The organism is Klebsiella sp. BIGb0132 (assembly GCF_024810075.1).
Taxonomy (GTDB): Bacteria; Pseudomonadota; Gammaproteobacteria; order Enterobacterales; family Enterobacteriaceae; genus Klebsiella; species Klebsiella terrigena.
The window spans coordinates 79,395-104,653 of record NZ_JANUDW010000009.1 but is presented as its reverse complement, the minus strand read 5'-3'; the positions used below and the strand labels follow the sequence as shown (position 1 = coordinate 104,653).

General features: G+C 57.1%; 23 protein-coding genes. 13 read left to right on the top strand and 10 right to left on the bottom strand.

What is annotated here, in order from left to right; genetic code table 11:
- Positions 1-80 precede the first annotated feature (80 nt).
- Positions 81-899, top strand: coding sequence for a helix-turn-helix domain-containing protein (locus M2416_RS21505; protein ID WP_259226613.1), 819 nt, complete (start codon positions 81-83; stop codon positions 897-899).
- Here M2416_RS21505 and M2416_RS21500 read toward each other — a convergent pair.
- Entirely contained in the window at positions 863-2,059 is a 1,197-nt protein-coding gene (locus tag M2416_RS21500) for an MFS transporter (protein ID WP_135184160.1), read from the bottom strand. The two genes, M2416_RS21505 and M2416_RS21500, sit on opposite strands and share 37 nt — an antisense overlap.
- Positions 2,060-2,157: 98 nt before the next feature.
- On the opposite strand from M2416_RS21500, the gene M2416_RS21495 reads away from it, so the two are divergent.
- The gene (locus M2416_RS21495; protein WP_041146696.1) at positions 2,158-3,042 is read left to right on the top strand and encodes a LysR family transcriptional regulator; all 885 of its coding nucleotides are present in this window, start codon (positions 2,158-2,160) and stop codon (positions 3,040-3,042) included.
- A gap of 39 nt (positions 3,043-3,081) precedes the next feature.
- On the opposite strand, the gene M2416_RS21490 is transcribed toward M2416_RS21495, so the two are convergent.
- Entirely contained in the window at positions 3,082-3,273 is a 192-nt protein-coding gene (locus M2416_RS21490; protein ID WP_071844960.1) for a YfgG family protein, read from the bottom strand.
- 354 nt (positions 3,274-3,627) lie between these two features.
- Between M2416_RS21490 and M2416_RS21485 the strand changes: the two genes are divergently transcribed.
- Positions 3,628-5,865: a sensor domain-containing phosphodiesterase gene (locus M2416_RS21485; RefSeq protein ID WP_259226610.1), complete on the top strand. Its 2,238-nt coding sequence runs from the start codon at positions 3,628-3,630 to the stop codon at positions 5,863-5,865.
- Positions 5,866-5,905: 40 nt separating this feature from the next.
- Here the strand turns inward: M2416_RS21485 and ppx are convergent, their stop codons facing one another.
- The 4 genes from ppx to purM form a co-directional block, all read right to left on the bottom strand.
- Positions 5,906-7,438: an exopolyphosphatase gene (gene ppx, locus M2416_RS21480; RefSeq protein ID WP_076947726.1), complete on the bottom strand. Its 1,533-nt coding sequence runs from the start codon at positions 7,436-7,438 to the stop codon at positions 5,906-5,908.
- A gap of 3 nt (positions 7,439-7,441) precedes the next feature.
- Positions 7,442-9,502, bottom strand: a complete 2,061-nt coding sequence (gene ppk1, locus M2416_RS21475) for a polyphosphate kinase 1 (RefSeq protein ID WP_076947725.1) — start codon at positions 9,500-9,502, stop codon at positions 7,442-7,444.
- Positions 9,503-9,787: 285 nt separating this feature from the next.
- Positions 9,788-10,429, bottom strand: coding sequence for a phosphoribosylglycinamide formyltransferase (purN, locus tag M2416_RS21470; protein WP_041146691.1), 642 nt, complete (start codon positions 10,427-10,429; stop codon positions 9,788-9,790).
- Positions 10,426-11,463, bottom strand: a complete 1,038-nt coding sequence (gene purM, locus M2416_RS21465; RefSeq protein ID WP_076947724.1) for a phosphoribosylformylglycinamidine cyclo-ligase — start codon at positions 11,461-11,463, stop codon at positions 10,426-10,428. Before purM ends, purN begins: the two co-directional genes overlap by 4 nt.
- Positions 11,464-11,726: 263 nt before the next feature.
- On the opposite strand from purM, the gene bglK reads away from it, so the two are divergent.
- The 5 genes from bglK to M2416_RS21440 all read left to right on the top strand — a co-directional run bounded on the left by bglK (position 11,727) and on the right by M2416_RS21440 (position 17,060).
- Positions 11,727-12,620 carry a beta-glucoside kinase BglK gene (gene bglK / locus M2416_RS21460; protein WP_076947761.1) on the top strand — a complete coding sequence of 298 codons (894 nt, stop codon included), beginning with the start codon at positions 11,727-11,729 and terminating at the stop codon, positions 12,618-12,620.
- Between the two features lie 10 nt (positions 12,621-12,630).
- Positions 12,631-14,061, top strand: coding sequence for a 6-phospho-beta-glucosidase (locus M2416_RS21455; RefSeq protein WP_259226604.1), 1,431 nt, complete (start codon positions 12,631-12,633; stop codon positions 14,059-14,061).
- Between the two features lie 182 nt (positions 14,062-14,243).
- Complete coding sequence (gene upp / locus M2416_RS21450) at positions 14,244-14,870, top strand: uracil phosphoribosyltransferase (protein ID WP_041146687.1); 627 nt, start codon at positions 14,244-14,246, stop codon at positions 14,868-14,870.
- Positions 14,871-14,965: 95 nt separating this feature from the next.
- A complete protein-coding gene (gene uraA, locus M2416_RS21445; RefSeq protein ID WP_259226601.1) occupies positions 14,966-16,264 on the top strand; it encodes a uracil permease in 1,299 nt (432 codons plus the stop codon).
- Positions 16,265-16,358: 94 nt separating this feature from the next.
- The gene (locus tag M2416_RS21440) at positions 16,359-17,060 is read left to right on the top strand and encodes a DnaA inactivator Hda (RefSeq protein WP_217698328.1); all 702 of its coding nucleotides are present in this window, start codon (positions 16,359-16,361) and stop codon (positions 17,058-17,060) included.
- Positions 17,061-17,104: 44 nt separating this feature from the next.
- On the opposite strand, the gene arsC is transcribed toward M2416_RS21440, so the two are convergent.
- Both arsC and bepA read right to left on the bottom strand, forming a co-directional pair.
- A complete protein-coding gene (arsC, locus tag M2416_RS21435; protein ID WP_259226599.1) occupies positions 17,105-17,464 on the bottom strand; it encodes an arsenate reductase (glutaredoxin) in 360 nt (119 codons plus the stop codon).
- A 9-nt stretch (positions 17,465-17,473) separates the two neighbouring features.
- The gene (gene bepA / locus M2416_RS21430) at positions 17,474-18,937 is read right to left on the bottom strand and encodes a beta-barrel assembly-enhancing protease (protein WP_041146683.1); all 1,464 of its coding nucleotides are present in this window, start codon (positions 18,935-18,937) and stop codon (positions 17,474-17,476) included.
- A gap of 225 nt (positions 18,938-19,162) precedes the next feature.
- Here bepA and M2416_RS21425 point away from each other — a divergent pair, with 225 nt between their 5' ends.
- Positions 19,163-20,230 carry an AI-2E family transporter gene (locus M2416_RS21425; RefSeq protein ID WP_259226597.1) on the top strand — a complete coding sequence of 356 codons (1,068 nt, stop codon included), beginning with the start codon at positions 19,163-19,165 and terminating at the stop codon, positions 20,228-20,230.
- A 79-nt stretch (positions 20,231-20,309) separates the two neighbouring features.
- Here M2416_RS21425 and bcp read toward each other — a convergent pair whose 3' ends face one another.
- Together bcp and M2416_RS21415 are read right to left on the bottom strand one after the other, a co-directional pair.
- Positions 20,310-20,780 (bottom strand): thioredoxin-dependent thiol peroxidase, encoded by a 471-nt coding sequence (gene bcp, locus M2416_RS21420; RefSeq protein WP_041146681.1) that lies wholly within the window; start codon positions 20,778-20,780, stop codon positions 20,310-20,312.
- A gap of 3 nt (positions 20,781-20,783) precedes the next feature.
- Entirely contained in the window at positions 20,784-21,353 is a 570-nt protein-coding gene (locus tag M2416_RS21415; RefSeq protein ID WP_041146680.1) for a glycine cleavage system transcriptional repressor, read from the bottom strand.
- A gap of 153 nt (positions 21,354-21,506) precedes the next feature.
- Between M2416_RS21415 and dapA the strand changes: the two genes are divergently transcribed.
- From dapA to ypfJ, 4 genes are all read left to right on the top strand, one after another.
- Positions 21,507-22,385 (top strand): 4-hydroxy-tetrahydrodipicolinate synthase, encoded by an 879-nt coding sequence (gene dapA / locus M2416_RS21410; protein WP_041146679.1) that lies wholly within the window; start codon positions 21,507-21,509, stop codon positions 22,383-22,385.
- A 16-nt stretch (positions 22,386-22,401) separates the two neighbouring features.
- A complete protein-coding gene (gene bamC, locus M2416_RS21405) occupies positions 22,402-23,436 on the top strand; it encodes an outer membrane protein assembly factor BamC (protein WP_076947719.1) in 1,035 nt (344 codons plus the stop codon).
- Positions 23,437-23,545: 109 nt separating this feature from the next.
- Entirely contained in the window at positions 23,546-24,259 is a 714-nt protein-coding gene (gene purC, locus M2416_RS21400) for a phosphoribosylaminoimidazolesuccinocarboxamide synthase (RefSeq protein ID WP_041146677.1), read from the top strand.
- Between the two features lie 121 nt (positions 24,260-24,380).
- Positions 24,381-25,250: a KPN_02809 family neutral zinc metallopeptidase gene (ypfJ, locus tag M2416_RS21395; protein WP_259226593.1), complete on the top strand. Its 870-nt coding sequence runs from the start codon at positions 24,381-24,383 to the stop codon at positions 25,248-25,250.
- The last annotated feature ends 9 nt before the right edge of the window (positions 25,251-25,259 follow it).

Genomic DNA, 25,259 nt, shown 5'->3' with positions numbered 1-25,259 from the left:
TGTTAATTGTTCTGGCGGCAGGCGACGCGCCCCCTTTACACTATGGTAAAAGATTTACAATCACGAAGTTGGGGTAAGGCATGATTGAAAGTACGAATATCCCGCTAAGGCATGATCGATTATCGGCTTTCCTGAAAGCCTTTGGCCTCAGCGCCACGCTGTGCGATTCAGCCGCGCCGGCGAATCTTTTAATCGTCGATGCCGACGGTGCCGGTAGGCCGACGCATCTGCTGTACCGCGCCAGAACGACGGCAAAGCTGCCGACCGGGGTGACGCTCTGCGCCGCGGCCAGTGTTGATTTTGGCGGCAGTGAAAATCCGCTGGTTGGCGCCTTGCCCGATGAGCTGAGCTTTTCGCTGGCGGAACAACCGGCACTGTATGGTCTGGCAGACTTAATTGTCTCTGAGGTTGAGGTGGCGCGCTGCGGCGGCGGGACCATTCGCAACCGTCTGTGCGAGGTCATCGTGGTGCTGGCTATCCGTAAAGCTATTGCGGCGGGGACCGTTGATGCCGGGCTGTTAGCGGGGTTGGCCCACCCCAGGCTTCACGTCTGTCTTGTTGCCATGCACGACGAACCGCGGCGGAAGTGGCAGATTGCCGAGCTGATGGCCCTCGCGGACATGTCGCGTGGGCCGTTTATCGCCCTCTTTCGCAAAACCGTTGGCCAGCCGCCCGCCGCCTACCTCAACGGCTGGCGGCTGGCCCTTGGGCGTAGCAAACTGCGCAGCGGAGCCAGCGTCAAATCCGCCGCCGCCGCGGTTGGCTTTGGCAGCGCCGCCGCCTTCTCCCGCGCGTTTTCACGTAAGTTCGGCTACTCCCCGGTGCAGGACAAAGGGCGGGAGGAAGAGCTCGACGGACGGGGTCAGGCAGGCTCGCTAACCGCTGCCGCTGGGAGCTGACGCTGATGCAGGGCAATCGCCAGCGCCAGCGCGGCAACGACCAGCGCGAGCAGCGCAGACACCGCCAAACCTCCCTCGATGCCCAGGCGCTGGTTAAGCCAGGCGTAGGCAAACGGCGAGGCGGCGGCCAGCAGCTGGGCGGGGATCAGCAAAACTCCGGTGCGCCGGGCGTAATCCTGTGCGGCAAACAGCTGCAGCGGCAGCGTGGCCTTGAATACCGTGGTTAAGCCATTAATCGCGCCATATCCCAACACAAACCCGGCGGCGGCCCATGCGAAATAGGGGCCGCTCAGGCCGAGCGCAAAGCACAGCGGCATCAGCAGGGTCGTGAGCAGCGTGAGCTTTAGCGGCGTTAATGCGCAGCCGGAAGCCACTTCCAGAAAACGGGCGCCGGTTTGTCCGACTCCCCACAGCATGCCTGCCGCCACCGGCAGGCCGTAGCTGGCGATAAACTCGGGCAGATGGGTTGAGGTTCCGTTAGAGACAAAGGTCACCAGCGCGATCAGCGCCGCATACAGCAGGCCAACGCGTCGGTCGTGGCGCGAGGCTGGCGGGCGCGCTTTGCGCTGCGGCGGCGTCGGCAGCCGGATATTCGGCATTTTGCACAGCAGCAGTGCGCTGAGCACGCCGAACAGCGCGTAGACCAGCAGCGCGTGACGCCAGCCGATCGTCGTCAGCAGCCAGGCGCCAAGCGGCCAGAAAACGGCGGAGGCCAGGCCACCCGCCAGCGTCACCCGCGAGATAGTCACTCTTGCACGCTGTCCGTAAAGGTTGACCAACGCGGCGAACAGCGCGTCATACAGCGCCAGGCGCATACCAATGCCGGTCAGCAGCCAGGCGCAAAACCAGACCGGCAGAGTATGGGCGTTCGCCATGATTAAGCATCCGCCGGCGACGATCAGCGTCCCGGACATCACCACGCGCTGGCCGCCGAGGCGGGCCAGCAGGCGGGCAACGAAGGGGGAGACTATTGCCATCATCAGCATTGCAAGGGTCAGGCCGAGATAGATTTGCGCTGCAGACCAGCCGGTATCCTGGGCGATGGCTCGGGCAAAGGTGCCGGGCATATAAAATGAGATACCCCAGTTGATAAGCTGGTTGCATCCGGCGGCAAAGGTGAGCAGGGCGGGGGCTGAGGGCGATTTTGCGGTTGCTTTCATGGTCTTCTGTTCAGTGATACGGTTGTCGACAGCATATCCCGCAGGCTATTGTGCTGGCAGACCCGTCCGTTTATGACCCTTATAAGAGAAACTTTGCGATGATGACGCTGAATCTGGCAAACCTGGCGACCTTCCGGCTGGTGGTGCAGCGGGGGAGCTTTTCCGCCGCCGCCGACGTGCTGGGGCTATCGCAACCGGCCGTCAGCCTGCAGGTGCGCCAGCTGGAGCAGTTTCTTCAGGCCCGGCTGGTGGAGCGCACCGGTCGGGGCGTGAAGGCGACGGCGGCCGGCCTGACGCTGCTGGCCCACGGCGAACATATTGAGCAGGCGGTCAGCGCGGCGCTGCGGTCGGTCGGCGAGTTTAGCCATGAGGTCAGCGGCGCGATTGCCCTCGGTACCGGGGCGACGGCCTGTATTCATCTTTTACCCCCGATTCTGCAGCAGCTGCGCGAGGGCCACCCGCTGTTGACGGTGGGCGTGACCACCGGAAATACCCTCGATATCGTCCGGGCGGTGGAAGAAAACCGGCTCGATCTTGGGCTGGTGACGCTGCCGGCAAACGGGCGTTGCCTGGCGGTCACCCCGGTTATCGATGAGGAGTTTGTGTTTATTTTTGCCAGCGACGGCCTGGCGCCGCCGCGGCTTACGCCGGACGTTCTGCAGGTCCTGCCGCTGATTGCCTTTGAGGCGGGAAGCGGCACCCGGGCGCTGATTGACGGCTGGTTTCATGCCGCAGGCCTGACGATTGCGCCGGTGATGCAGCTTGGGAGTATCGAGGCGATCAAGCGCATGGTGCGCGCCGGGCTGGGCTACAGCATTGTGCCGCGTATGGCGGTGCAGGACGCCGAGGATCGTCGCGGGCTAAGCGTTCACTCGCTGACGCCATACCTTCATCGCCGGCTTGGCGTGGTGATGCGTCAGGATAAAATCCTCAGTAAAGGGATCGCCGAAATGTTGCGCCTGCTGCGGCAACTCGGAAGCTGAACGGACATCGAATACGGCGAACGGCTGGTGACGGCGAGGCTATTCTCGGGTCGGCGTGACCACAGGGGCGGTGGATTGCTGCGACTCTTTTTTGTCCTGATGATGGTACCAGGCACCGATAGAGGAGTAGACGAAACGTCCAAAGAAAAAGATAAAGCTGATAAGCAGTACGATACGGGTCATGCGACGGTTAAATCGATGTCGTTTACGCATACTGGGTGCCTGACTCACAAAAGGTTCCTTAAAGTATACCCATAACATGGGCGTTAGGCGTATTAAGGCACAGGAAAGGGGCGGGGTCAATTGATGAGGATGTAAAAGTGCCTCAGCCAAAAGCATTACTTAGTGTTATATAACATAATCAATGCATTTACATGGTTTCTTTTTCCAGCGGCCAATGGCAAAAAAATAAGCATTATTAATATTAGCTAAATGGTTTCTTGATTTATATCAACTGTCTGTTTTCGCTGGTAACTAGAATCTCCAGCCAGTTCCGCGTCATTATTCCTTACGCGGTTGAGATGGTTGGGTTGGATGCCTGCCTGAATATACCCTGCTGGAGTTTGGGTTATCCGTAGAGCATCTATGAGCATAATTAATCTGTACAGACAATATCGGGACAAGTGGTGGGCGCTGCCGCTGGTGTTACCTACTCTCTTACTTCCTCTGGCGAGATGGACAAATACCTACGCTGAGCTGAACGGCAATGAAGTTTCTCTTTACTATTTACCGCTGGCGCTGGTATTGAGCCTGATGCTGTTTTTTGGCTGGAGCGCGCTGCCCGGCATTATCATCGGGCTGTGGTGCACGGTGGCCCGTCGCATGGCTCCGGAAGAGGCGGTCGGCGTTATCTTCCACTTTCTGATCCCGGTGGTATTGTGCTGGGGCGGCTACCGTATTTTTGTCCCGCGCAGGCAGCAGATCTCGCACGGTAACGTCGGCCTGATGCCGCAGAGGCTGTTCTGGCAAATGCTGCTGCCGTCGGCAATATTCCTCGTGCTTTCCCAGTTTGCCGAGTACCTTGGCCTGCATCCTCGCGCCACGGGCCTGATCGGCATTGACCCCTTTAGTTTACGATCGCTAATCACTTTCCAGGCGCTGATGGTCGGGTGTTTAACCGGCGTACCGCTGTGCTATTTCCTGCTGCGCATTATTCGTAATCCATTACATATACGCGGATTTATTTCGCAAATTCGCCTGCAAATTGACCCCAAAATAAAGCGGGTTGAGTTTATTTTCTGGGCACTTACGCTGTTAATGTTATTAGTACTATTATTAATACCCTTGAGTAGTACCAGTACGATATTTAGCACAAATTATACATTATCATTACTTATGCCGGTGATGCTGTGGGGAGCGATGCGCTTTGGCTATCGTTTTATCGCGATGGTCTGGACGCCGGTATTAATTCTTATTATCCATTTTCATTACCGCTATTTGCCGTTCTCGATGGGCTACAATAATCAGCTGGCTATCACCTCATCCAGCTACCTGGTGTTCTCGTTTATTATCGCCTATATGGCCATGCTGGCGACGCAGCAGCGGCTGATCCACGCGCGCGTGCGGCGAATGGCGTTTCTCGACCCGGTGGTGCATATGCCGAATTTACGCGCGCTAAGCCGGGCCCTCGAAAGCTCGCCGTGGTCGGTGCTGTGCTTTTTGCGCATCCCTGAGCTGGAGCTGCTGGGACGGCACTATGGGGTGATGCTGCGCATTCAGTACAAGCAAAATCTGGCAGAACACCTTAGCGCCTTGCTGCAGCCGAATGAGGCCGTTCACCACCTCTCGGGCCACGACCTGGTTATCCGTATGAACTGCGACGATCACAAGGCGCGAATCGACGCGCTGGATAAGCACCTGAAGCAGTTTCGCTTTGTCTGGGACGGGATGCCGCTGCAGCCCGCGGTGGGCCTGAGCTACTGCAGCGTGCGCTCGCCGGTGAAGCATCTGTATTTGCTCTTAGGCGAGCTGAATACCATTGCCGATATGTCGTTAACCAGCGGTCACCCGGAAAATATGCAGCGTCGGGGCGCGATCCACGTCCAGCATGGGCTAAAGGATAAGGTGGCGATGATGAATCAGATCCTGCAGGCGCTGGAGCTGGACCGCTTTCGCCTGATGGCGCAGCCGATAGTCGGGATCCGCGGCGATAGCTACCATGAAGTGCTGCTGAGGATGGTGGGCGAGAATGGCGAAATCATCAATCCGGATAGCTTCCTCCCGGTAGCCCACGAGTTTGGCCTCGCTTCGCGGATCGATCTGTGGGTGCTGGAAAATACGCTCTCCTTTATGAACCAGCATCGGCACACTCTTCCGGGCCTGCGGCTGGCGGTGAATCTGTCGCCGGTGTCGGTGAGCCGCAGCCAGTTCCCGCAGGAGGTGGAGCAGCGGCTGGCGCGCTACGGGGTTGAGCCCTGGCAGCTGATATTCGAGCTGACCGAAAATCACTCGTTGACCAATCCGGAGCAGGCGCGACAAACGCTGGCCCATTTACAGGCGCTGGGCTGCCGGGTGGCGATCGATGATTTCGGCACCGGCTATGCCAGCTACGCGCGGCTAAAAAGCCTCAACGTTGACCTGCTGAAAATTGACGGCAGCTTTATCCGCAATCTGGTCACCAGCAGCCTCGACTATCAGGTGGTGGCCTCGATTTGCCATCTGGCGCGGATGAAGAATATGCAGGTAGTGGCGGAGTACGTTGAAACGGAGGAGATTCGTCAGGCGGTGATGTCGCTGGGTATCGACTACATGCAGGGCTATGAGATTGGCGAGCCCGTGCCGCTGGAGACGCTGGCTAACCTGGACGTGCCGAAGGCGGGTTGAGGGGTAAAACAGGCCGGACGCAGAGCGCCCGGCCGGTCTGCTAGCTATCAGGCTCTTCTTCGGCAATCTTCAGCAGCCAGTCGGGTACGCCTTCCCAGTACTGCTGCTCTTTTTCCAGATCGAGCAGCACCAGCGCATTTTGGCTAAACCAGTCGTGCGGGAATACCAGCGTCCAGTGATTGGCTTCGGTCTTCAGCGTCAGCGTCGGCGGCGTTGTCGTCGCCTGGCGCTGGTTGTTCAGCAGAATGCCGAGGCGTAAGAGCTGAATAAGCGGCAGGAACTGCTTTTTCTTAAACAGCGTAAAGCGCGGCAAATCGTCGAGCTTGATGGCCTTGCGGTGATAGCGCACCAGCGTGGCCATCAGCATCTGCTGCTCCTGATTGAAGCCCGGCAAATCGCTGTTCTGCAGAATATACGCGGAGTGGCGATGCATACCGCTGTGGTTAATATTCAGCCCCACTTCGTGCAGCATGACCGCCCATTTCAATAGCGCCGAAAGGTTCGGGTTATCCAGCTTAGGGTTCTGAACCTGCCACTGCTCAAAGATATGGGTGGTGGTCTCCAGCACCCGACGCGCCTGTTCGCGGTCGATATTGTACTGGTTGGCCAGGCTTTGCGCGGTGCGGCTGCGGATATCCTGATGGCGGAAACGACCCTCCATCTCGTACAGCACGCCTTCGCGCAGCGCCCCGTCCGACAGGCGCAGCTCTTTGATGGCCAGCGCATCGAACACGCCGCACAGAATCGCCAGCCCCGGAGCAAATACCGCTTTGCGCTCTTCAGAAAGGCCCGGCAGGCTAAGCGAGTCGAAGTTTTTATACTTCAGCAGCTCAGCGACCAGCATTTCAAGGCGTTCAGGGGTGATAAAGCCGTCCTTCTCGCCCATGGCGATCAGCACTTCCTGAGCGGCCTTAATGGTCCCGGAGGCGCCCAGCGCCACGGTCCAGCCCTGGATGCGGAACTGCCACGCCAGGGTTTCCAGCTTTTGCACCGCCGACAGGCGCGCGCGCTGGAAATTCTCTTTGTTGATAATGCCGCCAGCGAAATAAATCTGCGAGAAGCTGACGCAGCCCATTCTGCGGCTTTCGACCAGCCGCGGCTCGAAATCTTCGCCGATGACCAGCTCGGTTGAGCCGCCGCCGATATCAATCACCAGCTTGCGGCCGCGCTCGGGCTGAGTATGCTCAACGCCCATAAAAATCAGGCGCGCCTCTTCGTTACCGGAGATTATCTCAATCGGATAGGGGATAACCTGCTCCGCGCGCTTGAGAAACTCGGCCGCGTTCGTCGCCTGGCGTAGCGTATGCGTGCCAACGATGCAGACGCTGGAGGGCGCAAAGCCCTGCAGGCGTTCGGCAAACAGCGACAGGCAACTAAGCCCGCGCGCGATCGCCTCTTCGCTGAGCACGGAGTTTTCATCCAGACCATCGGCCAGATGAACCCGCTGTTTAAGGCGGCCGATGATCTGCATTGCCCCGTCGACGACACGGGCGATCACCATATGAAAACTGTTTGAACCAAGGTCGACCGCAGCAAACTCCTGGGGACGAGGGGCTTTTTCGTTTATAGGCATAGGTTAATCGGGCTGTTCGAGTGATTTGAGATAGTCATAGATCGCCATCTGAGCGCGAACTTTACGGCGGTTGCCGCGCGGCACGTAGCTATTACTCAGTTCTTTATCAAGATAGCGTGCTTTCACCGTGTCGTTGAACAAGATGTCAAAAATATCCAGCACCCGCTGTTTCAGACGCGGGTCAAGCAGCGGCGCGGCGACTTCAATACGGTAGTCGATATTGCGCGTCATCCAGTCAGCGGAAGAGAGCCAGACCTGCTTATCGCCGCCATTTTCAAAGACATAGACGCGATCGTGCTCAAGGAAGCGGTCGACGATGCTGGTAACGCGAATGTTGTCGCTAATCCCTTCAAGACCCGCGATCAGGGAGCACATACCGCGGATTAACAGGTTAACGGCAACGCCGGAGCTGGAGGCCGCGTAGAGGCGGTCAACGAGGCCCTTGTCGACCAGGTTGTTCAGCTTAAGGGTGATCCCGGAAGGCTGGCCGTTCTGGGCGTTAGCAATTTCGCGATCGATCATCTCATACAGCAGGCGGCGCGAGTTCTGCGGCGACACCAGCAGATAGTCAAAGCTAACCGGACGGTACGGGTTTTCGATAAAGTTGAACACGCGACGAACTTCATTGGTAATTCGCGCATCCGCGGTGATCAGGGAGTAGTCGGTATACAGGCGCGCGGTTTTTTCGTTGAAGTTACCGGTGCCGATATGGGCGTAGCGCACAACCTCATCGCCCTCTTTACGCGAAATCAGGAACAGCTTGGCGTGGATCTTCAGCCCAGGGGCGGAGAAGATAACGTGCACGCCGGCCTCAGTCAGGCGCTTCGCCCAATGAATGTTGGCCTCTTCGTCAAAGCGCGCCTGCAGCTCGACCACCACGGTGACTTTTTTACCGTTGTGGGCGGCGTGGATCATGGAGTCAATGATCCGCGAATCTTTGGCCACGCGGTAAATATTGATTTTGATCGCCAGCACGCTGGGGTCGAAGGAGGCCTGGCGCAGCAGTTCCAGCACGTGCTCAAAGGTATGGTACGGGTAGTAGAGCAGCACGTCGCGTTCGCGAATGGCGTCGAAACCGTTGCGGAACTTATCAAACCACGTGTGGCGCAGGCGCGGCAGCGGCTTGTTGACCAGGTTGGCTTTGCCGACGTTCGGGAAGCCGATAAAGTCTTTAAAGTTGTGGTAACGGCCGCCCGGCAGCATCGAGTCATAGCGTGAAATCGAGAACATGGCCCGCAGCATTTCAACCATGGTGTCCGGCATGTCGCGCTGATAAACAAAGCGCACCGGCTCGGCGGTGAGGCGCTGTTTCAGGCTGGAGGACATCAGCTCCATCAGGCTCGATTCCATCTCGTGCACCAGATCGTACTCGGCATCACGGGTCATTTTCATCGAGTAGGCGTTCAGCGCATCGTAATCGAAGAAGCCTTTAAAGATATCATCCAGGCAGTAGCGCAGAATGTTATCGAGCAGGATCATTGGCTTGCGGCGGCGCGGAGCTTCCGGCGGCAGGTTAACAAAGCGCGGAACTTTATCTGACGGAATTTCCAGCAGGGCGTAGTTAATGGTGTCGCCGCGAATGATTTCCACCGCCAGATAGGTGTAATCATCTTTCAAAAACTGGATCAGGTCCGTTTCGCGGTTAATCAAAATAGGGGTTATGTGCTGGCGCAGGTACTGCTTAAAGTAGTTGCGCAGCCAGGACTGCTGGTTGACCGACAGCTGGCGTTCGTTAATCAGGAAGATCTGATTTCGCGCCATCTCCAGCAGCAGCTCATTGTAGAGGCTGTCAAACTCCTGGTCGGCCTTCAGCACCCGAGCCTGGATTTTACCTAATAAGTGGCGAGAATGGGCGGTACTACCTTGCTCTTCACTGATGATGATGCGGCGCTTAAGTTCAGCGAAGCGCACTTTATAAAATTCATCGAGGTTGTTGGAGTAAATGCCCAAAAAACGCATGCGCTCAATCAGCGGGTTGCTCTTGTCCGCCGCTTCCTGAAGTACGCGTTCGTTAAAGGATAACCAGCTGAGTTCTTTCTCGATGTATAGCTTTTCCTGGCCCATTACAACTCACACTCCGGTTGATTGATGTTGCTTTTTCATTATGGCGAGCTTTGCCATTGAATGTCCAACTATGTCAAAGAAGTATGACAGTTTTCTTTCAACGCGCTGCGAAGAAAAGGCGGTCGCTTTCCTTTGCTCATTCTGTGTGCAAAAAACGCTGATTCTGATGCTTGCTGTCGTAAGCCGGACGCAAAAAGGCCTCCGTCGCCCGGGGTTCTGGCGCAGATGAGCGGTGACTACGGTGGCAAAAAAAACGCCTCTGACGGATGTGAGAGGCGCTATCTATTACTCTTCTGCCGCATATCCCTGCGGCGGCAGAGGCGCATCGTCAAGCCAGGCCTGACCGCCCTCCATGCGCAGACGACCGTCGACAAACCAGCTGACGACGAGCGGGTAAATAGCGTGTTCCTGAGCCTGTACGCGGGCGGTAACGTCATCTTCGCTATCGCCGGCGAAAACCGGAACTTTGGCCTGCAGAATAACCGGGCCGCCGTCCAGCTCATCGGTGACGAAATGCACCGAGGTTCCGTGCTCCTCATCGCCGTTTTCCAGCACCTGGCGGTGGGTATGCAGCCCGGGATATTTAGGCAGCAGGGAAGGGTGGATATTCAGCAGCCGCCCCTGATAGTGGGCAACAAAGGCCGGACTCAGAATGCGCATGTAGCCCGCAAGCACCACCACATCCGGCGCGTAGGCGTCGATCTCGTGCATCAGCTCGCGATCGAACGCTTCACGATTGGCGAACTGGCTGGCGGTGAGCGCATGGGTCGGGATACCGGCCTCACGCGCGCGTTCAAGGCCGAAGGCATCGGCCTTGTTGCTAAATACCGCTCGCAGGGTGCCGCCGATCTGTTTCCGCGCGCAGGCGTCAATCATTGCCTGCAGGTTACTGCCGCTACCGGAAATCAGCACCACGATGTTTTTCATTCAATGACCACACGCTGTTCGGAATCAGAGGCTTTGATATAGCCTATTTTCCACGCGTTTTCACCTTTTTCGTTCAGCAGAGCAAGGGCGCTATCGACGGCTTCCGGCGGCAGCGCGATGACCATGCCGACGCCGCAGTTGAAGGTCCGATACATTTCATGGCTGCTGACGTTGCCGGCAGTTTGCAGCCATTTGAAAACTTCCGGCCACTGCCAGGAGGACTCGTCGATCGTCGCCTGGGTGTTATCCGGCAGAACGCGCGGGATATTTTCCCAGAAGCCGCCGCCGGTCAGGTGCGCAATAGCGTGAACTTCAACGTTTGCGATCAGGTCCAGCACCGATTTTACGTAGATGCGGGTCGGCGCCAGCAGATGGTCGGCCAGTGACGCACCGTTCAGGTCGGTGGTCTGCGGGTCGACGCCGCTGACTTCAATAATTTTACGCACCAGCGAGTAGCCGTTGGAGTGCGGGCCGCTGGAGCCCAGTGCGACCAGCACGTCGCCGTCGGCAACTTTGCTGCCGTCGATAATTTCTGATTTTTCTACAACCCCGACGCAGAAGCCCGCGACGTCATAATCATCGCCATGGTACATGCCGGGCATTTCTGCGGTTTCGCCGCCAACCAGCGCGCAGCCTGACTGCAGGCAGCCTTCGGCGATGCCGCTGATAACGCTGGCCGCCGTATCGACGTCCAGTTTGCCGGTCGCATAGTAGTCGAGGAAGAAGAGCGGCTCAGCGCCCTGAACCACGAGGTCGTTGACGCACATGGCTACCAGGTCGATACCGATAGTGTCGTGACGCTTGAGGTCCATCGCCAGACGCAGCTTGGTGCCGACGCCGTCAGTGCCGGAGACCAGTACCGGCTCGCGGTATTTCTGCGGCAATGCGCACAGTGCGCCGAATCCGCCCAGTCCACCCATCACTTCAGGGCGGCGGGTTTTCTTCACCACACCCTTAATACGGTCGACGAGCGCGTTGCCTGCATCAATATCTACGCCGGCATCTTTATAGCTGAGAGAGGTTTTATCGGTCACTGCGAAGTCTCCACACATTTGCGGTAGCAAGAAAAATCGGCGCAATTCTAACAGGGATAGCAAACGTTTGCGAGCCTGCTTTACAGTCGGCGTTAAACGGCGGTGAGATGAACAAATTTGATACTGTTCACGAAAATGAAACCGGGTACAGTCTTGTGCTTGCCTCGGCGCGCCAGAATGATCATCATGCCACTGAAACCGGTTTCTCTTTTTATTTAAGCGAGCCGAACGACGGTACCAAGGGGATTCAGGAGGGGGGAAGGATGGTAATTGCCGCATTTGATATTGGTGGCACGGCGCTAAAAATGGGCACGATGACCAGCACCGGCGAGCTGCTGGAGAAAGGAAAGCAGCCGATTCGCGACAGCGACGGCGAGCAAATTTTGCAGGCCATGCTGGCGTGGATCGCCGCGCACCCGGAGTGTGAAGGGGTGGCGATCAGCGCGCCCGGCTACGTTAATCCGCACACCGGCTATATCGAAATGGGCGGCGCTATCCGCAGATTCGATAATTTCGCTATCAAAACCTGGCTTGAACAACGGACCCGACTTCCCGTCGCCATTGAAAACGACGCTAACTGCGTGCTGCTGGCCGAGCGCTGGCAGGGCAAAGCCGCCAATATAAGTGATTTTCTGGTTCTGACGATTGGCACCGGGATCGGCGGGGCTATCTTCTGTAATGACCGGCTGGTGCACGGCGCGAGCTTTCGCGCCGGCGAATTTGGCTATATGCAGACCCAGCGCCCGGGCACCCGCGACGTTCGCCGCTATTCAATGAATGAGAACTGTACCCTGCGCGTCTTGCGCCAGCGCTACGCCGCGCATTTCGGGAAAACGCTGGAAGAGGTGACCGGGGAAGAGATATTCGATCGCTACGACAGGGGCGATGCGACCTGTCATCGGCTGGTAGCCGAATTCTTTAACGGCCTTGGCACCGGCCTTTATAACCTCGTCAACGTGTTCGATCCGCAGACTATCCTCATCGGCGGCGGCATCGTGGAACGTCCGGGCTTTTTGACGCTGCTGCGTGAACATCTGGCCTGGTTTGGCATTGCAGACTATATCGACACCGTTAGCCACGGCAACGACGCCGGGCTGATTGGCGCCGTTTACCATTTCAATCAGCAATACCGGTCGCCGACTGGCGATCGCTCATAAGGAAGAGAACATGTCTGGATTTAAAGAAGGTTTTCTGTGGGGCGGCGCGGTTGCGGCGCATCAGCTGGAAGGTGGTTGGCAGGAGGGCGGCAAGGGCGCGAGCGTTGCCGACGTGATGACCGCAGGCGCCCACGGCGTGGCGCGTGAAATTACCGACGGCGTGGTGGCGGGTAAAAATTACCCTAACCATGAGGCGATTGATTTTTATCACCGCTATAAAGATGACATTCAGCTGTTTGCGGAAATGGGCTTCAAATGCTTTCGTACCTCTATTGCCTGGACGCGTATTTTCCCGCTGGGCGACGAGCAGGAGCCGAATGAAGCCGGGCTGCAGTTCTATGACGATCTGTTCGACGAGTGCCTGAAGCACGGGATTGAGCCGGTTATTACGCTCTCCCACTTCGAGATGCCTTATCACCTCGTGCGCGAATACGGCGGCTGGCGTAACCGTAAGCTGATTGATTTCTTCGTGCGCTTTGCGCAGGTGGTGTTGAAGCGCTATCAGCATAAGGTGAAGTACTGGATGACCTTTAACGAGATCAACAACCAGGCAAACTTCCACGAAGACTTTGCGCCGTTCACCAACTCGGGGCTGAAGTTCCTGCCGGGTGAGGATCGCGAGCCGGTGATGTATCAGGCCGCGCACTACGAGCTGGTTGCCAGCGCCCTGGCGGTGAAAGCCGCGCGGGAGATTAACCCGGCGCTGCAGGTCGGCTGCATGATTGCGATGTGCCCCATTTACCCGCTCTCCTGCGCGCCGGACGATATGATGATGGCGATGAACGCCATGCACCGCCGCTACTGGTTCACCGACGTTCACGTGCGCGGTAAGTACCCTCAGCACCTGCTCAACTACTTTGAGCGCCGCGGCTTTGCGCTGGATATCACCGAAGAAGATCGCGTGGCGTTGAGCGAAGGCTGCGTCGACTATATTGGCTTCAGCTACTATATGTCGTTCGCCACCAAGGCTACCGAAGATAATCCGCAGTTGGATTATGATGAGACGAAAAGCCTCGTCTCCAACCCGTACGTGCAGAAATCGGACTGGGGCTGGCAGATTGACCCGGTTGGGCTGCGTTACTCCCTGAACTGGTTCTGGGATCATTACCAGCTGCCGCTGTTTATTGTCGAAAATGGCTTTGGCGCTATCGACGTGCGCGAAGCTGACGGCACGGTAGACGACCAGTACCGCATTGATTATCTCTCCGCCCATATCGCCGAAATGAAAAAAGCGGTGGTGGAAGACGGCGTTGACCTGATGGGCTACACCCCGTGGGGCTGTATCGACCTCGTCTCTGCCGGAACCGGCGAGATGAAAAAGCGTTACGGCTTTATCTACGTCGATAAAGACAACGAAGGTAACGGCACCCTTGCCCGCAGCCGCAAGAAATCTTTTGCGTGGTATCAGCAGGTTATCGGCAGTAACGGCGAAACCCTCTAAACCGCCCGAAAGCCCCGTGAAACCCCGCCTGCGCGGGGTTTTTTTATTTTGATTTATACTGGCTCAGGCAGCGCAAAGCATTTTGGTTGATCCCGGTCAAACATATCGGCTATGGCGCAAATGGGAAAAAGCGGTATAATCCCGCGATTTTTTTTGTGGCTGCCCCTCAGAGGAGAAAGAGAATGAAGATTGTGGAAGTGAAACACCCACTCGTCAAACACAAGCTGGGCCTGATGCGCGAGCACGACATCAGCACCAAACGCTTCCGTGAACTCGCCTCAGAGGTTGGTAGCTTACTAACTTATGAAGCCACCGCCGACCTGGCGACCGAAAGGGTCACCATCGAAGGCTGGAATGGCCCGGTTGAAGTTGAGCAGATCAAAGGTAAGAAAATTACCGTCGTGCCTATTCTGCGCGCCGGCCTCGGCATGATGGAAGGCGTTCTGGAACACGTCCCGAGCGCGCGCATCAGCGTCGTTGGCATCTACCGTGATGAAGAAACCCTCGAGCCGGTGCCTTACTTCCAGAAGCTGGTCTCCAATATCGACGAACGTATGGCGCTGGTGGTTGACCCGATGCTGGCAACCGGCGGTTCGATGATCGCCACTATCGACCTGCTGAAAAAAGCGGGCTGCTCAAGCATCAAGGTGCTGGTGCTGGTTGCCGCTCCGGAAGGGATTGCCGCGCTGGAGAAAGCGCACCCGGACGTCGAGATGTACACCGCGTCCATTGACCAGGGCCTCAACGAGCATGGATATATTATTCCCGGGCTCGGCGACGCCGGCGATAAGATTTTTGGTACTAAATAATTGCAGCATTAATAAGAAGCCGACTTTAAGAGTCGGCTTTTTTTTGAATAAAACACGCCAACAGCAACTAATAACGACACTCAGAGGAAAACACTATGACGCGCCGCGCAATCGGGGTGAGTGAAAGACCGCCGCTTTTACAGACAATCCCGCTAAGTTTGCAACATCTGTTCGCTATGTTTGGCGCAACGGTGTTGGTGCCAGTCCTGTTTCACATCAACCCGGCTACCGTTCTGCTGTTTAACGGGATCGGCACGCTGCTGTACCTGTTCATATGTAAGGGCAAAATCCCGGCCTATCTGGGGTCGAGCTTTGCGTTTATCTCCCCGGTTCTGCTGCTGCTGCCGCTGGGCTATGAGGTCGCGCTGGGCGGCTTTATTATGTGCGGCGTGCTGTTCTGCATCGTCTCCTTTATTGTTAAAAAGGCCGGCACCGGCTGGCTGGACGTGATGTTCCCGCCGGCGGCCATGGGGGCTATCGTCGCGGTTATCGGCCTTGAGCTGGCCGGCGTCGCGGCGAATATGGCCGGCCTGCTGCCCGCTGACGGGCAGTCGCCCGATAGCAAAACCATTATTATCTCAATGGTGACGCTGGCGGTGACCGTCTTCGGTTCGGTGCTGTTCCGCGGTTTCATGGCCATCATCCCGATTCTTATCGGCGTGCTGGTGGGCTACGCGCTCTCCTTTGTGATGGGCGTTGTCGATACCACTCCTATCGTCGAGGCGCACTGGTTTGCGCTGCCGACCTTCTACACCCCGCGCTTTGAGTGGTTTGCGATTTTCACCATCCTGCCCGCCGCGCTGGTGGTGATTGCCGAACACGTCGGGCACCTGGTGGTGACGGCGAATATTGTTAAAAAGGATCTGATTCGCGATCCCGGCCTGCACCGCTCGATGTTTGCCAACGGCCTGTCGACGATGATCTCCGGCTTCTTTGGCTCGACGCCCAACACCACCTACGGTGAAAACATCGGCGTGATGGCGATTACCCGCGTCTACAGTACCTGGGTTATCGGCGGGGCGGCGATTATCGCCATTCTGCTCTCCTGCGTCGGCAAGCTGGCGGCGGCCATTCAGATCATTCCGCTGCCGGTAATGGGCGGCGTATCGCTGCTGCTGTACGGGGTGATCGGCGCATCGGGTATCCGCGTGCTGATTGAATCGAAGGTCGATTACAACAAGGCGCAGAACCTGATCCTGACCTCGGTGATTTTGATCATTGGCGTCAGCGGCGCGAAGGTGCACATCGGCGCTGCGGAGCTGAAAGGCATGGCGCTGGCCACGATCGTTGGCGTTGCCCTGAGCCTGATCTTCAAATTAATTAGCGTCCTGCGTCCGGAAGAGGTGGTTCTCGACGCGGCTGATACGGCTGATGACGCCGAGGCAAAACGCTGATCCTCCAGCCGGGCGGCGATCCCGCCCGGTTCTCTCACGGCAGACTTCGTGATAAACTCTTCGCGTTTTTCTGTCAGTCTATGATGAGGTCCATCTGAACGCACCGGCACAGCTCTCCTTGCCACTGTACCTTCCTGACGATGAAACTTTTGCGAGTTTTTGGCCGGGTGGTAATCCTTCTCTTCTCGCTGCCTTACAGAACGTTCTGCGGCAGGAGCATAGCGGGTACATCTATATCTGGTCGCGTGAAGGCGCGGGGCGCAGTCACCTGCTACATGCCGCCTGTGCGGAGCTTTCCCAGCGCGGCGATGCGGTGGGCTACGTGCCGCTGGATAAGCGTACGTGGTTTGTTCCGGAAGTGCTGGAGGGGATGGAACAGCTTTCGCTGGTTTGTATCGATAATATCGAATGCGCGGCCGGCGACGAGCCGTGGGAGATGGCGATCTTCAACCTTTACAACCGCATCCTGGAGTCGGGTAAAACCCGCCTGCTGATCACCGGCGATAGCCCTCCGCGCCAGCTCAATCTTGGCCTCGCGGATTTGGCATCGCGCCTCGACTGGGGACAAATCTACAAGCTGCAGCCGTTGTCCGATGAAGACAAGCTGCAGGCGCTGCAGCTGCGCGCGCGGCTGCGCGGGTTTGAGATGCCGGAAGACGTCTGTCGCTTCCTGCTCAAGCGCCTCGATCGCGAAATGCGCTCGCTGTTTATGACGCTCGATCAGCTCGATCGCGCTTCTATTACCGCCCAACGTAAGCTGACCATTCCCTTCGTTAAAGAGATCCTTAAGCTCTAGCGAGCCGTTGGGATCGGCGCCATCATGACGATGGCGCATCCTGCTTAATTCACGATATCCAGCACCTGCTCCGGCGGTCGGCCGATCCGCGCCTCGCCGTGGCTGACGACGATAGGGCGTTCAATTAGCTTCGGATTGTCGATCATCGCCTGAATCAGCACATCTTCGCTGAGCTGAGGATCGGCAAGTTCCAGTGACTTATACAGATCCTCCTTCTGGCGCATCAGCTCGCGGGCGCTCACCATACCCAGCATTTTCAGCAGCTGGCGCAGCGTCGCCGCATCCGGCGGCGTCTCCAGATAGAGCACCACTTCAGGGTCGATACCGTTCGCCTTCAGCAGGCTCAGGGTGTCGCGGCTCTTGGAGCAGCGAGGGTTATGGTAGATTTTTACCGCGTCAGACATGGGGTCTCCTTACATTTTTTGATAGGGGCGGAAGCGTTCCTGCAGCTGGCGCAGCTGATCGATACGCGCATCGTAGCGAGCCTGCTGCAGGCTGCCCAACTTCACCTGTGAACTGGCGCTGCTGAGCAGCGAAATAGACTGTGCAAGCTGGCCGACCAGCGCCATCCCTTCCGCACGGGCCGCCAGCTCCTGATCGCGATGGCCGAGGGCCGCTTCCGCCTGCGCCAGCAGGTCCCAGCCGTTGCCATCGTCTTTATTATTGAAGGTGTAGCGGTTAAGGATATTCGCCGCCTCTGCCGGCTGCCCGCCCTGCAGGTAAGCGTTGGCGAGGTTCAGCTGCAGCACCGGGTTGGTGCGGATCTCGCGGGCGTTCTTCAGGCGGTTAATCGCATCGGCCGTTTTCTTCTGGCCAAGGTCAATATCGGTTGCCAGATCGAGATACCAGGCATTTTGCGGATCGGCGCTCAGCAGGGGCTGCAGGGTTTTACGCGCCAGATCGTAGCTATTGTTGCCCATCGCCAGCAGGGCGCGGCCGTACTGCGCGGCGTGCTGCTCGCGGATATTGCCTTTCGCCCATGCGTTCAGCAAATCGTCGCCGAGCTTATTGTCCCCGGAGTTATACATCCCCAGCGTTCGCGCCTTGGCCATATAAAAATCGGCCGACGATTGCACCACCACCGGACGCATCTGATTCGCACGGTTGCGGGCGTCGGACAGGCGGCTTTCCGGCAGCGGGTGGGTGAGCAGCATTTCCGGCGGCCGGGTGGAGTAGCGCGACTGGTCAAGCAGCTTGCTCATAAACGCCGGCATCGCCTGCGGATCGAACCCGGAGCGCTGCAGCACCTGAATCCCGATGCGGTCGGCCTCTTCTTCATTCTGGCGGGTAAAGCTGATTAATCCCTGCTGGGTACCGGCCAGCGTGCCGGTGAGCGCGGCCATACCGGCCTGCGGGCTGGCCATCGCCAGCAGAATCGAGCCCAGCGCGCCGACCCAGGTCAGCGGGGCGTTGCGCTTTTGGTCTTCCATCGCGCGCGCGAGGTGGCGCTGGGTGACGTGCGAAATTTCGTGCGCCATGACCGACGCCAGCTCGCTCTCCGTATCCGAGTAGCGGAACAGGGCCGAGTGCAGCACGACGTTGCCGCCAAAGAAGGCAAAGGCGTTAATCTGGTCGTTGTTAATCAGGTAGAAGTGGAAGGGCGTTCGCACCGAGTTGGCGTGCGCAACCAGGCGCATGCCTAATCCGTTAATGTACTGCACCAGCAGCGGGTCGTTGATCAGCGGAGCGCTGCCGCGGAGCTGGCGAACGTAGTAATCCCCCATCTGCATTTCCTGACCGATGGAAAGCGTGCTTCCTGCAGAGGTACCCATATCCGGCAGGGTATCTGCGGAGTCAGCAAAAGCAGGTAAAATCGAACCCAGCGTCAGCGACGCTATCACGGTTGCCACCAGCGTTTTCTTTAACTGCCTGAACATAACCTCTGTCCTGTGTATGTGGGTGTGCCAGTTTGACCGGTAGGGCGGCGTAATGTTCCATTTCCGCGCGTCCTGCGAGTTTAGCTGTCGTTGACGCCGTTGAAAATATGATCTTGCTGCGGGAGGTCATGTTTGTGGTTTTGCTAATAAAAAGCGAAGTCTTTTTTGTGACATTTAGATACACTTCCTCGGGTTGTTGCGGTTTTGCGCTTCAGGGAAGGGTTTATGCTTGAGATGTTAATACAGTGGTACCGCCGTCGGTTCAGCGATCCGGAGGCGATAGCGCTGCTGGTTATTTTGCTGGCTGGGTTCGGCATTATGTTCTTTTTCAGCGGTCTGCTGGCGCCGCTGCTGGTGGCTATCGTACTGGCCTATCTGCTGGAGTGGCCGACCGTCCGGCTTGAGCGCGTGGGGCTGTCTCGTACCTGGGCGACGTCGTTCGTTCTGATACTGTTTGTCGGTATTTTGCTGCTGATGGCCTTCGTGGTAATGCCCGTCGCCTGGCAGCAGGGTATCTATCTGATCCGCGATATGCCGGGGATGCTGAATAAGCTCTCCGATTTTGCCGCCACCGTGCCGCGCCGCTATCCGGCGCTGATGGACGCCGGGATCATCGACGCGATGGCGGACAATATGCGCAACCGCATGCTGACCGTTGGCGATTCGGTGGTGAAGTACTCCCTGGCCTCGCTGGTGGGCCTGTTGACGCTGGCGGTCTATCTGGTACTGGTGCCGCTGATGGTTTTCTTCCTGCTGAAAGACAAAGAGCAGATGCTCAACGCCGTACGCCGCGTGCTGCCGCGTAACCGCGGGCTGGCAGGGCAGGTGTGGAAGGAGATGAATCAGCAAATCACCAACTACATTCGCGGAAAGGTGCTGGAGATGATCGTCGTCGGCGTAGCGACGTGGGTCGGCTTTATCCTCTTCGGGCTCAACTATTCGCTGCTGCTGGCGGTGCTGGTCGGCTTCTCGGTGCTGATCCCCTACATTGGCGCCTTCGTGGTCACCATTCCGGTGGTGGGCGTGGCGCTGTTTCAGTTCGGCGCGGGCACCGAGTTCTGGAGCCTGTTTGCGGTCTACCTGATTATTCAAGGGCTGGACGGTAACCTGCTGGTGCCGGTGCTGTTCTCGGAAGCGGTTAACCTGCATCCGCTGGTGATTATTCTGTCGGTGGTTATCTTTGGCGGGCTGTGGGGATTCTGGGGCGTATTCTTTGCTATCCCGCTGGCGACGTTAATCAAGGCGGTGGTGCACGCCTGGCCGGACGGACTGGTGGTTGAAGAGGATAAATAGCGCGACGGCTTGACGAACCAGGCGCTAAAACGGACGCCGGGGCGGTGAAATGCCCCGGCGTCCTGCGTTCGATAAAGCGTTAGCCGTTTTCTTTCAGCCAGTTCAGCACCACGTCGTGGTGATTGCTGGTTTTGAAGTTATCAAACACGTGTTCAACTTTGCCATCTGTATCAATCAGGAAACTAATACGGTGAATACCGTCGTAGGTTTTCCCCATAAACGATTTTTCGCCCCAGATACCAAACTGCTCGCAGACCTGATGGTTTTCATCAGACAGCAGCGTGAAGTTCAGCAGCTCTTTTTCGGCGAAACGGGAGAGTTTTTCTGGTTTATCCGTACTGATGCCCAGTACCTCAACGCCCGCTTTTTTTAAGTCATCCATATTATCGCGCAGGCCGCAGGCCTGGACGGTACAACCGGGGGTCATGGCTTTCGGGTAAAAATAAACCAGAACACGCTGTCCCTGGAAGTCGGTCAAATTTACTTCCTCGCCGTCCTGGTCTGGTAAGCTAAATTTCGGTGCAATATCACCGGCTTTCAGTGGATTCATTACTCAAACTCCATCCTGTTCATCATGCTGTGAATAATTAACGATGTTAATACTGCCTTGTGCATTGAGTTCTGTACATAGGGCTTTGAACGCTTGTTCGATATTTGATGCATTTTGCGTAGCGGGACTGTGCGCCGTTATCTGGATGAACAGTTGAGCTGAATCGTCATCGCTGCCGACCTGGGTACGAGAAACCAGCTCGGCGATATTCATATTCCACGCGTCAAACAGGGCGGTGAAGCGCTCGATAATATGCGGCGAGTCCGGTACCTCAACCTGGACCCAGACCGTATTGGGCATGGCCTGAGGCGGGCGAGCGGTTGTCCGTTTCATCACGATCAGCAGATCCAGCTCGGCACCTTTCAGCGGTAGAGTCGATTCAATCAGGTTAATCGCGTTCCACGTACCAGAAAGCAGCATGATAAACGTAAATTCGTCACCGAGCATGGCCAGCCGGCTGTCTTCGATATTACAGCCGCAGCTGCTGACGTGGCGGGTGATCGTATTCACGATGCCGGGACGGTCAGCGCCCAAAGCGGTAATAACCAGATAGTGTTGTAATGAGGCGGTCAAACCTGTTCTTCCTTTAAAAAGGTGAGGTAACATTAGGAAAGCATAAAAAAAACCGGCATACAACATCCCTGAAGGCATCGGGTCTCTTGCTTTTATTACGGCACCAAACGTAACATTGAGAATCTTGTCGCACTTCTGCTCTGAGGATGGCCCATGTTCACGGGAAGTATTGTAGCGCTTGTCACGCCGATGGATGAAAACGGTAACGTCTGCCGGACAAGCCTGAAAAAACTGATTGATTACCATGTCGCCAGCGGAACCTCGGCGATCGTTTCGGTAGGGACTACCGGTGAGTCCGCGACGTTGAGCCATGAAGAGCATGGCGACGTTGTGATGATGACGCTTGAGCTGGCTGACGGGCGTATCCCCGTTATCGCAGGGACCGGTGCAAATGCAACCGCAGAGGCGATCAGCCTGACCCAGCGCTTCAACGACAGCGGCATCGTTGGCTGTCTGACGGTAACCCCTTATTACAACCGCCCGACCCAGGAAGGCCTGTTCCAACACTTTAAAGCCATCGCAGAACACACCGACCTGCCGCAAATCCTGTATAATGTGCCGTCCCGTACCGGCTGCGATATGCTGCCGGAAACCGTCGGTCGTCTGGCGGAAGTAAAAAATATTATCGGTATTAAGGAAGCGACGGGGAACTTAAGTCGCGTTCATCAGATCAAAGAGCTGGTTTCAGACGACTTTATTCTGCTGAGCGGCGATGACGCCACCGGAATGGACTTTATGCAGCTGGGCGGTCATGGCGTAATTTCCGTTACCGCAAACGCTGCGGCTCGTGAAATGGCGGATATGTGCCGACTGGCTCTGGCCGGTCAATTTGCCGAAGCGCGGGCGATTAACCAGCGTCTGATGCCATTGCATACAAAATTATTTGTCGAACCCAACCCTATCCCTGTGAAATGGGCATGCAAGGCGTTGGGTCTTGTGGCGACCGATACGCTGCGCCTGCCGATGACGCCGATTACCGAAGACGGTAAGAAGGCGGTAACCGCAGCGCTGAAGCATGCCGGTTTGCTGTAAAGTTTAGGGAGATTTGATGGCTTACTCAGTACAGAAGTCGCGCCTGGCGAAGGTTGCGGGTGTTTCATTGGTCCTGCTTCTTGCGGCCTGTAGTTCGGATTCGCGCTACAAGCGTCAGGTTGGCGGTGACGAGGTTTACCTGCAAGCTACGCCGCTCAGCGAGCTTCACGCGCCTGCGGGGATGATCCTGCCGGTTCAGGTTGGCGATTATAATATTCCGGTTGCGACCAGCACCGGCGCGGTGGGTAAAGCTCTGGACATTCGTCCACCGGCCCAGCCTTTGGCCCTGGTAAACGGCGCACGCACTCAGTTTAATGGTGACACTTCGACGCTGATGGTGGAGAACGGCCGCAGCGGTTCGCTGTGGGCGCAGGTCACCACCATTCTGCAGTCAAAAAACTACGTCATCACCAAACGTGACGATGCCAGCCAGACGCTGAGCACCGACTGGGTGGAGTGGAATCGCCTCGATGAAGACCAGCAGTACCGTGGTCGCTATCAAATCTCAGTTAAACCGCAGGGCTATCAGCAGGCGGTTGTGGTGAAGCTGGTTAACCTCGAGCAGGCCGGGAAACCGGTATCCGATCCGGCATCGCTGCAGCGCTACAGCACCTCTATGCTGAACGTCATTTCCGAAGGTCTGGATATGAACGCCACCAGCGCGCAGAACGCGGCGCAGAAAAACGCCGGCGCGACCTTCGACGTGCAGAGCGCCGCCGACGATACCGGTCTGCCGATGCTGGTTGTTCGCGCGCCGTTTAACCTCGTGTGGCAACGTCTGCCTGGCGCGCTGGAAAAAGCGGGCATGAAGGTGACCGACAGCACGCGTTCTCAGGGCAGCATGGCGCTGACCTACAAGCCGCTGTCTGACAGCAGCTGGCAGGCGCTGGGTGCCCACGATCCGCAGCTGGTCTCAGGTGACTACAAGCTGCAGGTCGGCGACCTTGATAACCGCAGCAGCCTGCAGTTCATTGACCCGAAAGGTCATACGCTGACCCAGTCGCAGAACGACGCGCTGGTTGCCGTATTCCAGGCCGCATTCGGTAAGTAATAAACAGGGCTGGAGCAATCCAGCCCTTTTTTCTGTATAGTGACGCAAACGTGTGCGTCGGCACAGAAACGCCTTTTTTATCGTCTATATCTTCACTGGAGTGACAAAGATGAACAAGCAAGCTGAGTTGTATCGTGGTAAAGCGAAAACCGTTTACAGCACCGAGAACCCGGACCTGCTGATACTCGAGTTCCGTAACGATACTTCAGCAGGGGATGGCGCGCGCATCGAACAGTTCGACCGTAAGGGGATGGTGAATAACAAGTTCAACCATTTCATTATGAGCAAGCTGGAAGAAGCCGGCATTCCGACCCAGATGGAAGCGCTACTTTCTGACACCGAGTGTCTGGTGAAAAAGCTGGAGATGGTTCCGGTTGAGTGCGTAGTCCGCAACCGTGCGGCCGGCTCTCTGGTTAAGCGTCTGGGCATCGAAGAAGGTATTGAGCTGAATCCGCCGCTGTTTGACCTGTTCCTGAAAAATGATGCGATGCATGACCCGATGGTCAACGAGTCCTACTGCGAAACCTTCGGCTGGGTGAATAAAAAGAATCTGGCCCGCATGCAGGAGCTGACCTTCAAAGCGAACGACGTGCTGAAAAAGCTGTTTGACGACGCGGGCCTGATCCTCGTCGACTTCAAGCTGGAGTTTGGTCTGTTTAACGGCGAAGTGGTGCTGGGCGATGAGTTCTCGCCGGACGGCAGCCGCCTGTGGGATAAAAATACCCTCGACAAAATGGACAAAGACCGCTTCCGTCAGAGCCTCGGCGGCCTGATCGAGGCCTACGAAGAAGTGGCCCATCGTCTTGGCGTTAAGCTCGACTAATCCTCCTTTCGCCAGAAGGTAGCTCTATCTTCTGGCGCTCTTCTTGTTGTTTCCAGTGGTAATCCTGCGCCGAACCGCCTACGATCTCTCATATTCGAGAACTTGATCAATTGAGGTGCCTATGCGCTGGCAAGGGCGTCGCGAAAGCGACAATGTAGAAGATCGACGTAATGATTCCGGTTCCCCCCTCGGCGGCGGTGGCGGTTTCCGTCTTCCCAGCGGGAAAGGCGGTATCGTTCTGCTAATTATCGTGCTGGTTGCCGGCTATTACGGCGTGGATTTGACCGGCATGCTGACCGGAGAGCCGGTTTCACAGCAGCAAACCACCACCCAACGCTCCATCAGCCCGCAGGAAGAGCAGGCCGCGAAGTTCACTAAGGTGATCCTTGCGGATACCGAAGACACCTGGGGCGCCATCTTCCAAAAGATGGGCCGTCAATACCCGCAGCCGAAGCTGGTGCTCTATCGTGGCGCGACGCGGACCGGCTGCGGTACCGGCCAGTCCGTGATGGGGCCGTTCTACTGCCCGGCCGATAGTACAGTCTACATCGACCTCTCGTTTTACGATGAGATGAAAAGCAAGCTCGGCGCGGACGGCGATTTTGCTCAGGCCTACGTGATTGCGCACGAGGTTGGGCATCACATACAGAAGCTGCTGGGCATTGAATCCAAAGTGCGCCAGCTGCAGCAGAACGCGTCGCAGGCTGAAGTTAACCGCCTGTCGGTGAAAATGGAGCTCCAGGCCGACTGTTTTGCCGGCGTCTGGGGTCACAGCATGCAGAATCAGGACGTGATGGAAACCGGGGATCTGCAGGAAGCGCTGAATGCCGCAGAGGCCATTGGCGACGACCGCCTCCAGCAGCAAAGCCAGGGGCGCGTTGTCCCGGACAGCTTTACCCACGGCACCTCCCAGCAGCGCTATACCTGGTTTAAACGCGGTTTTGACAGCGGAGATCCGGCGCAGTGCAATACGTTTGGTAATGCGCTCTGACCGCTATTG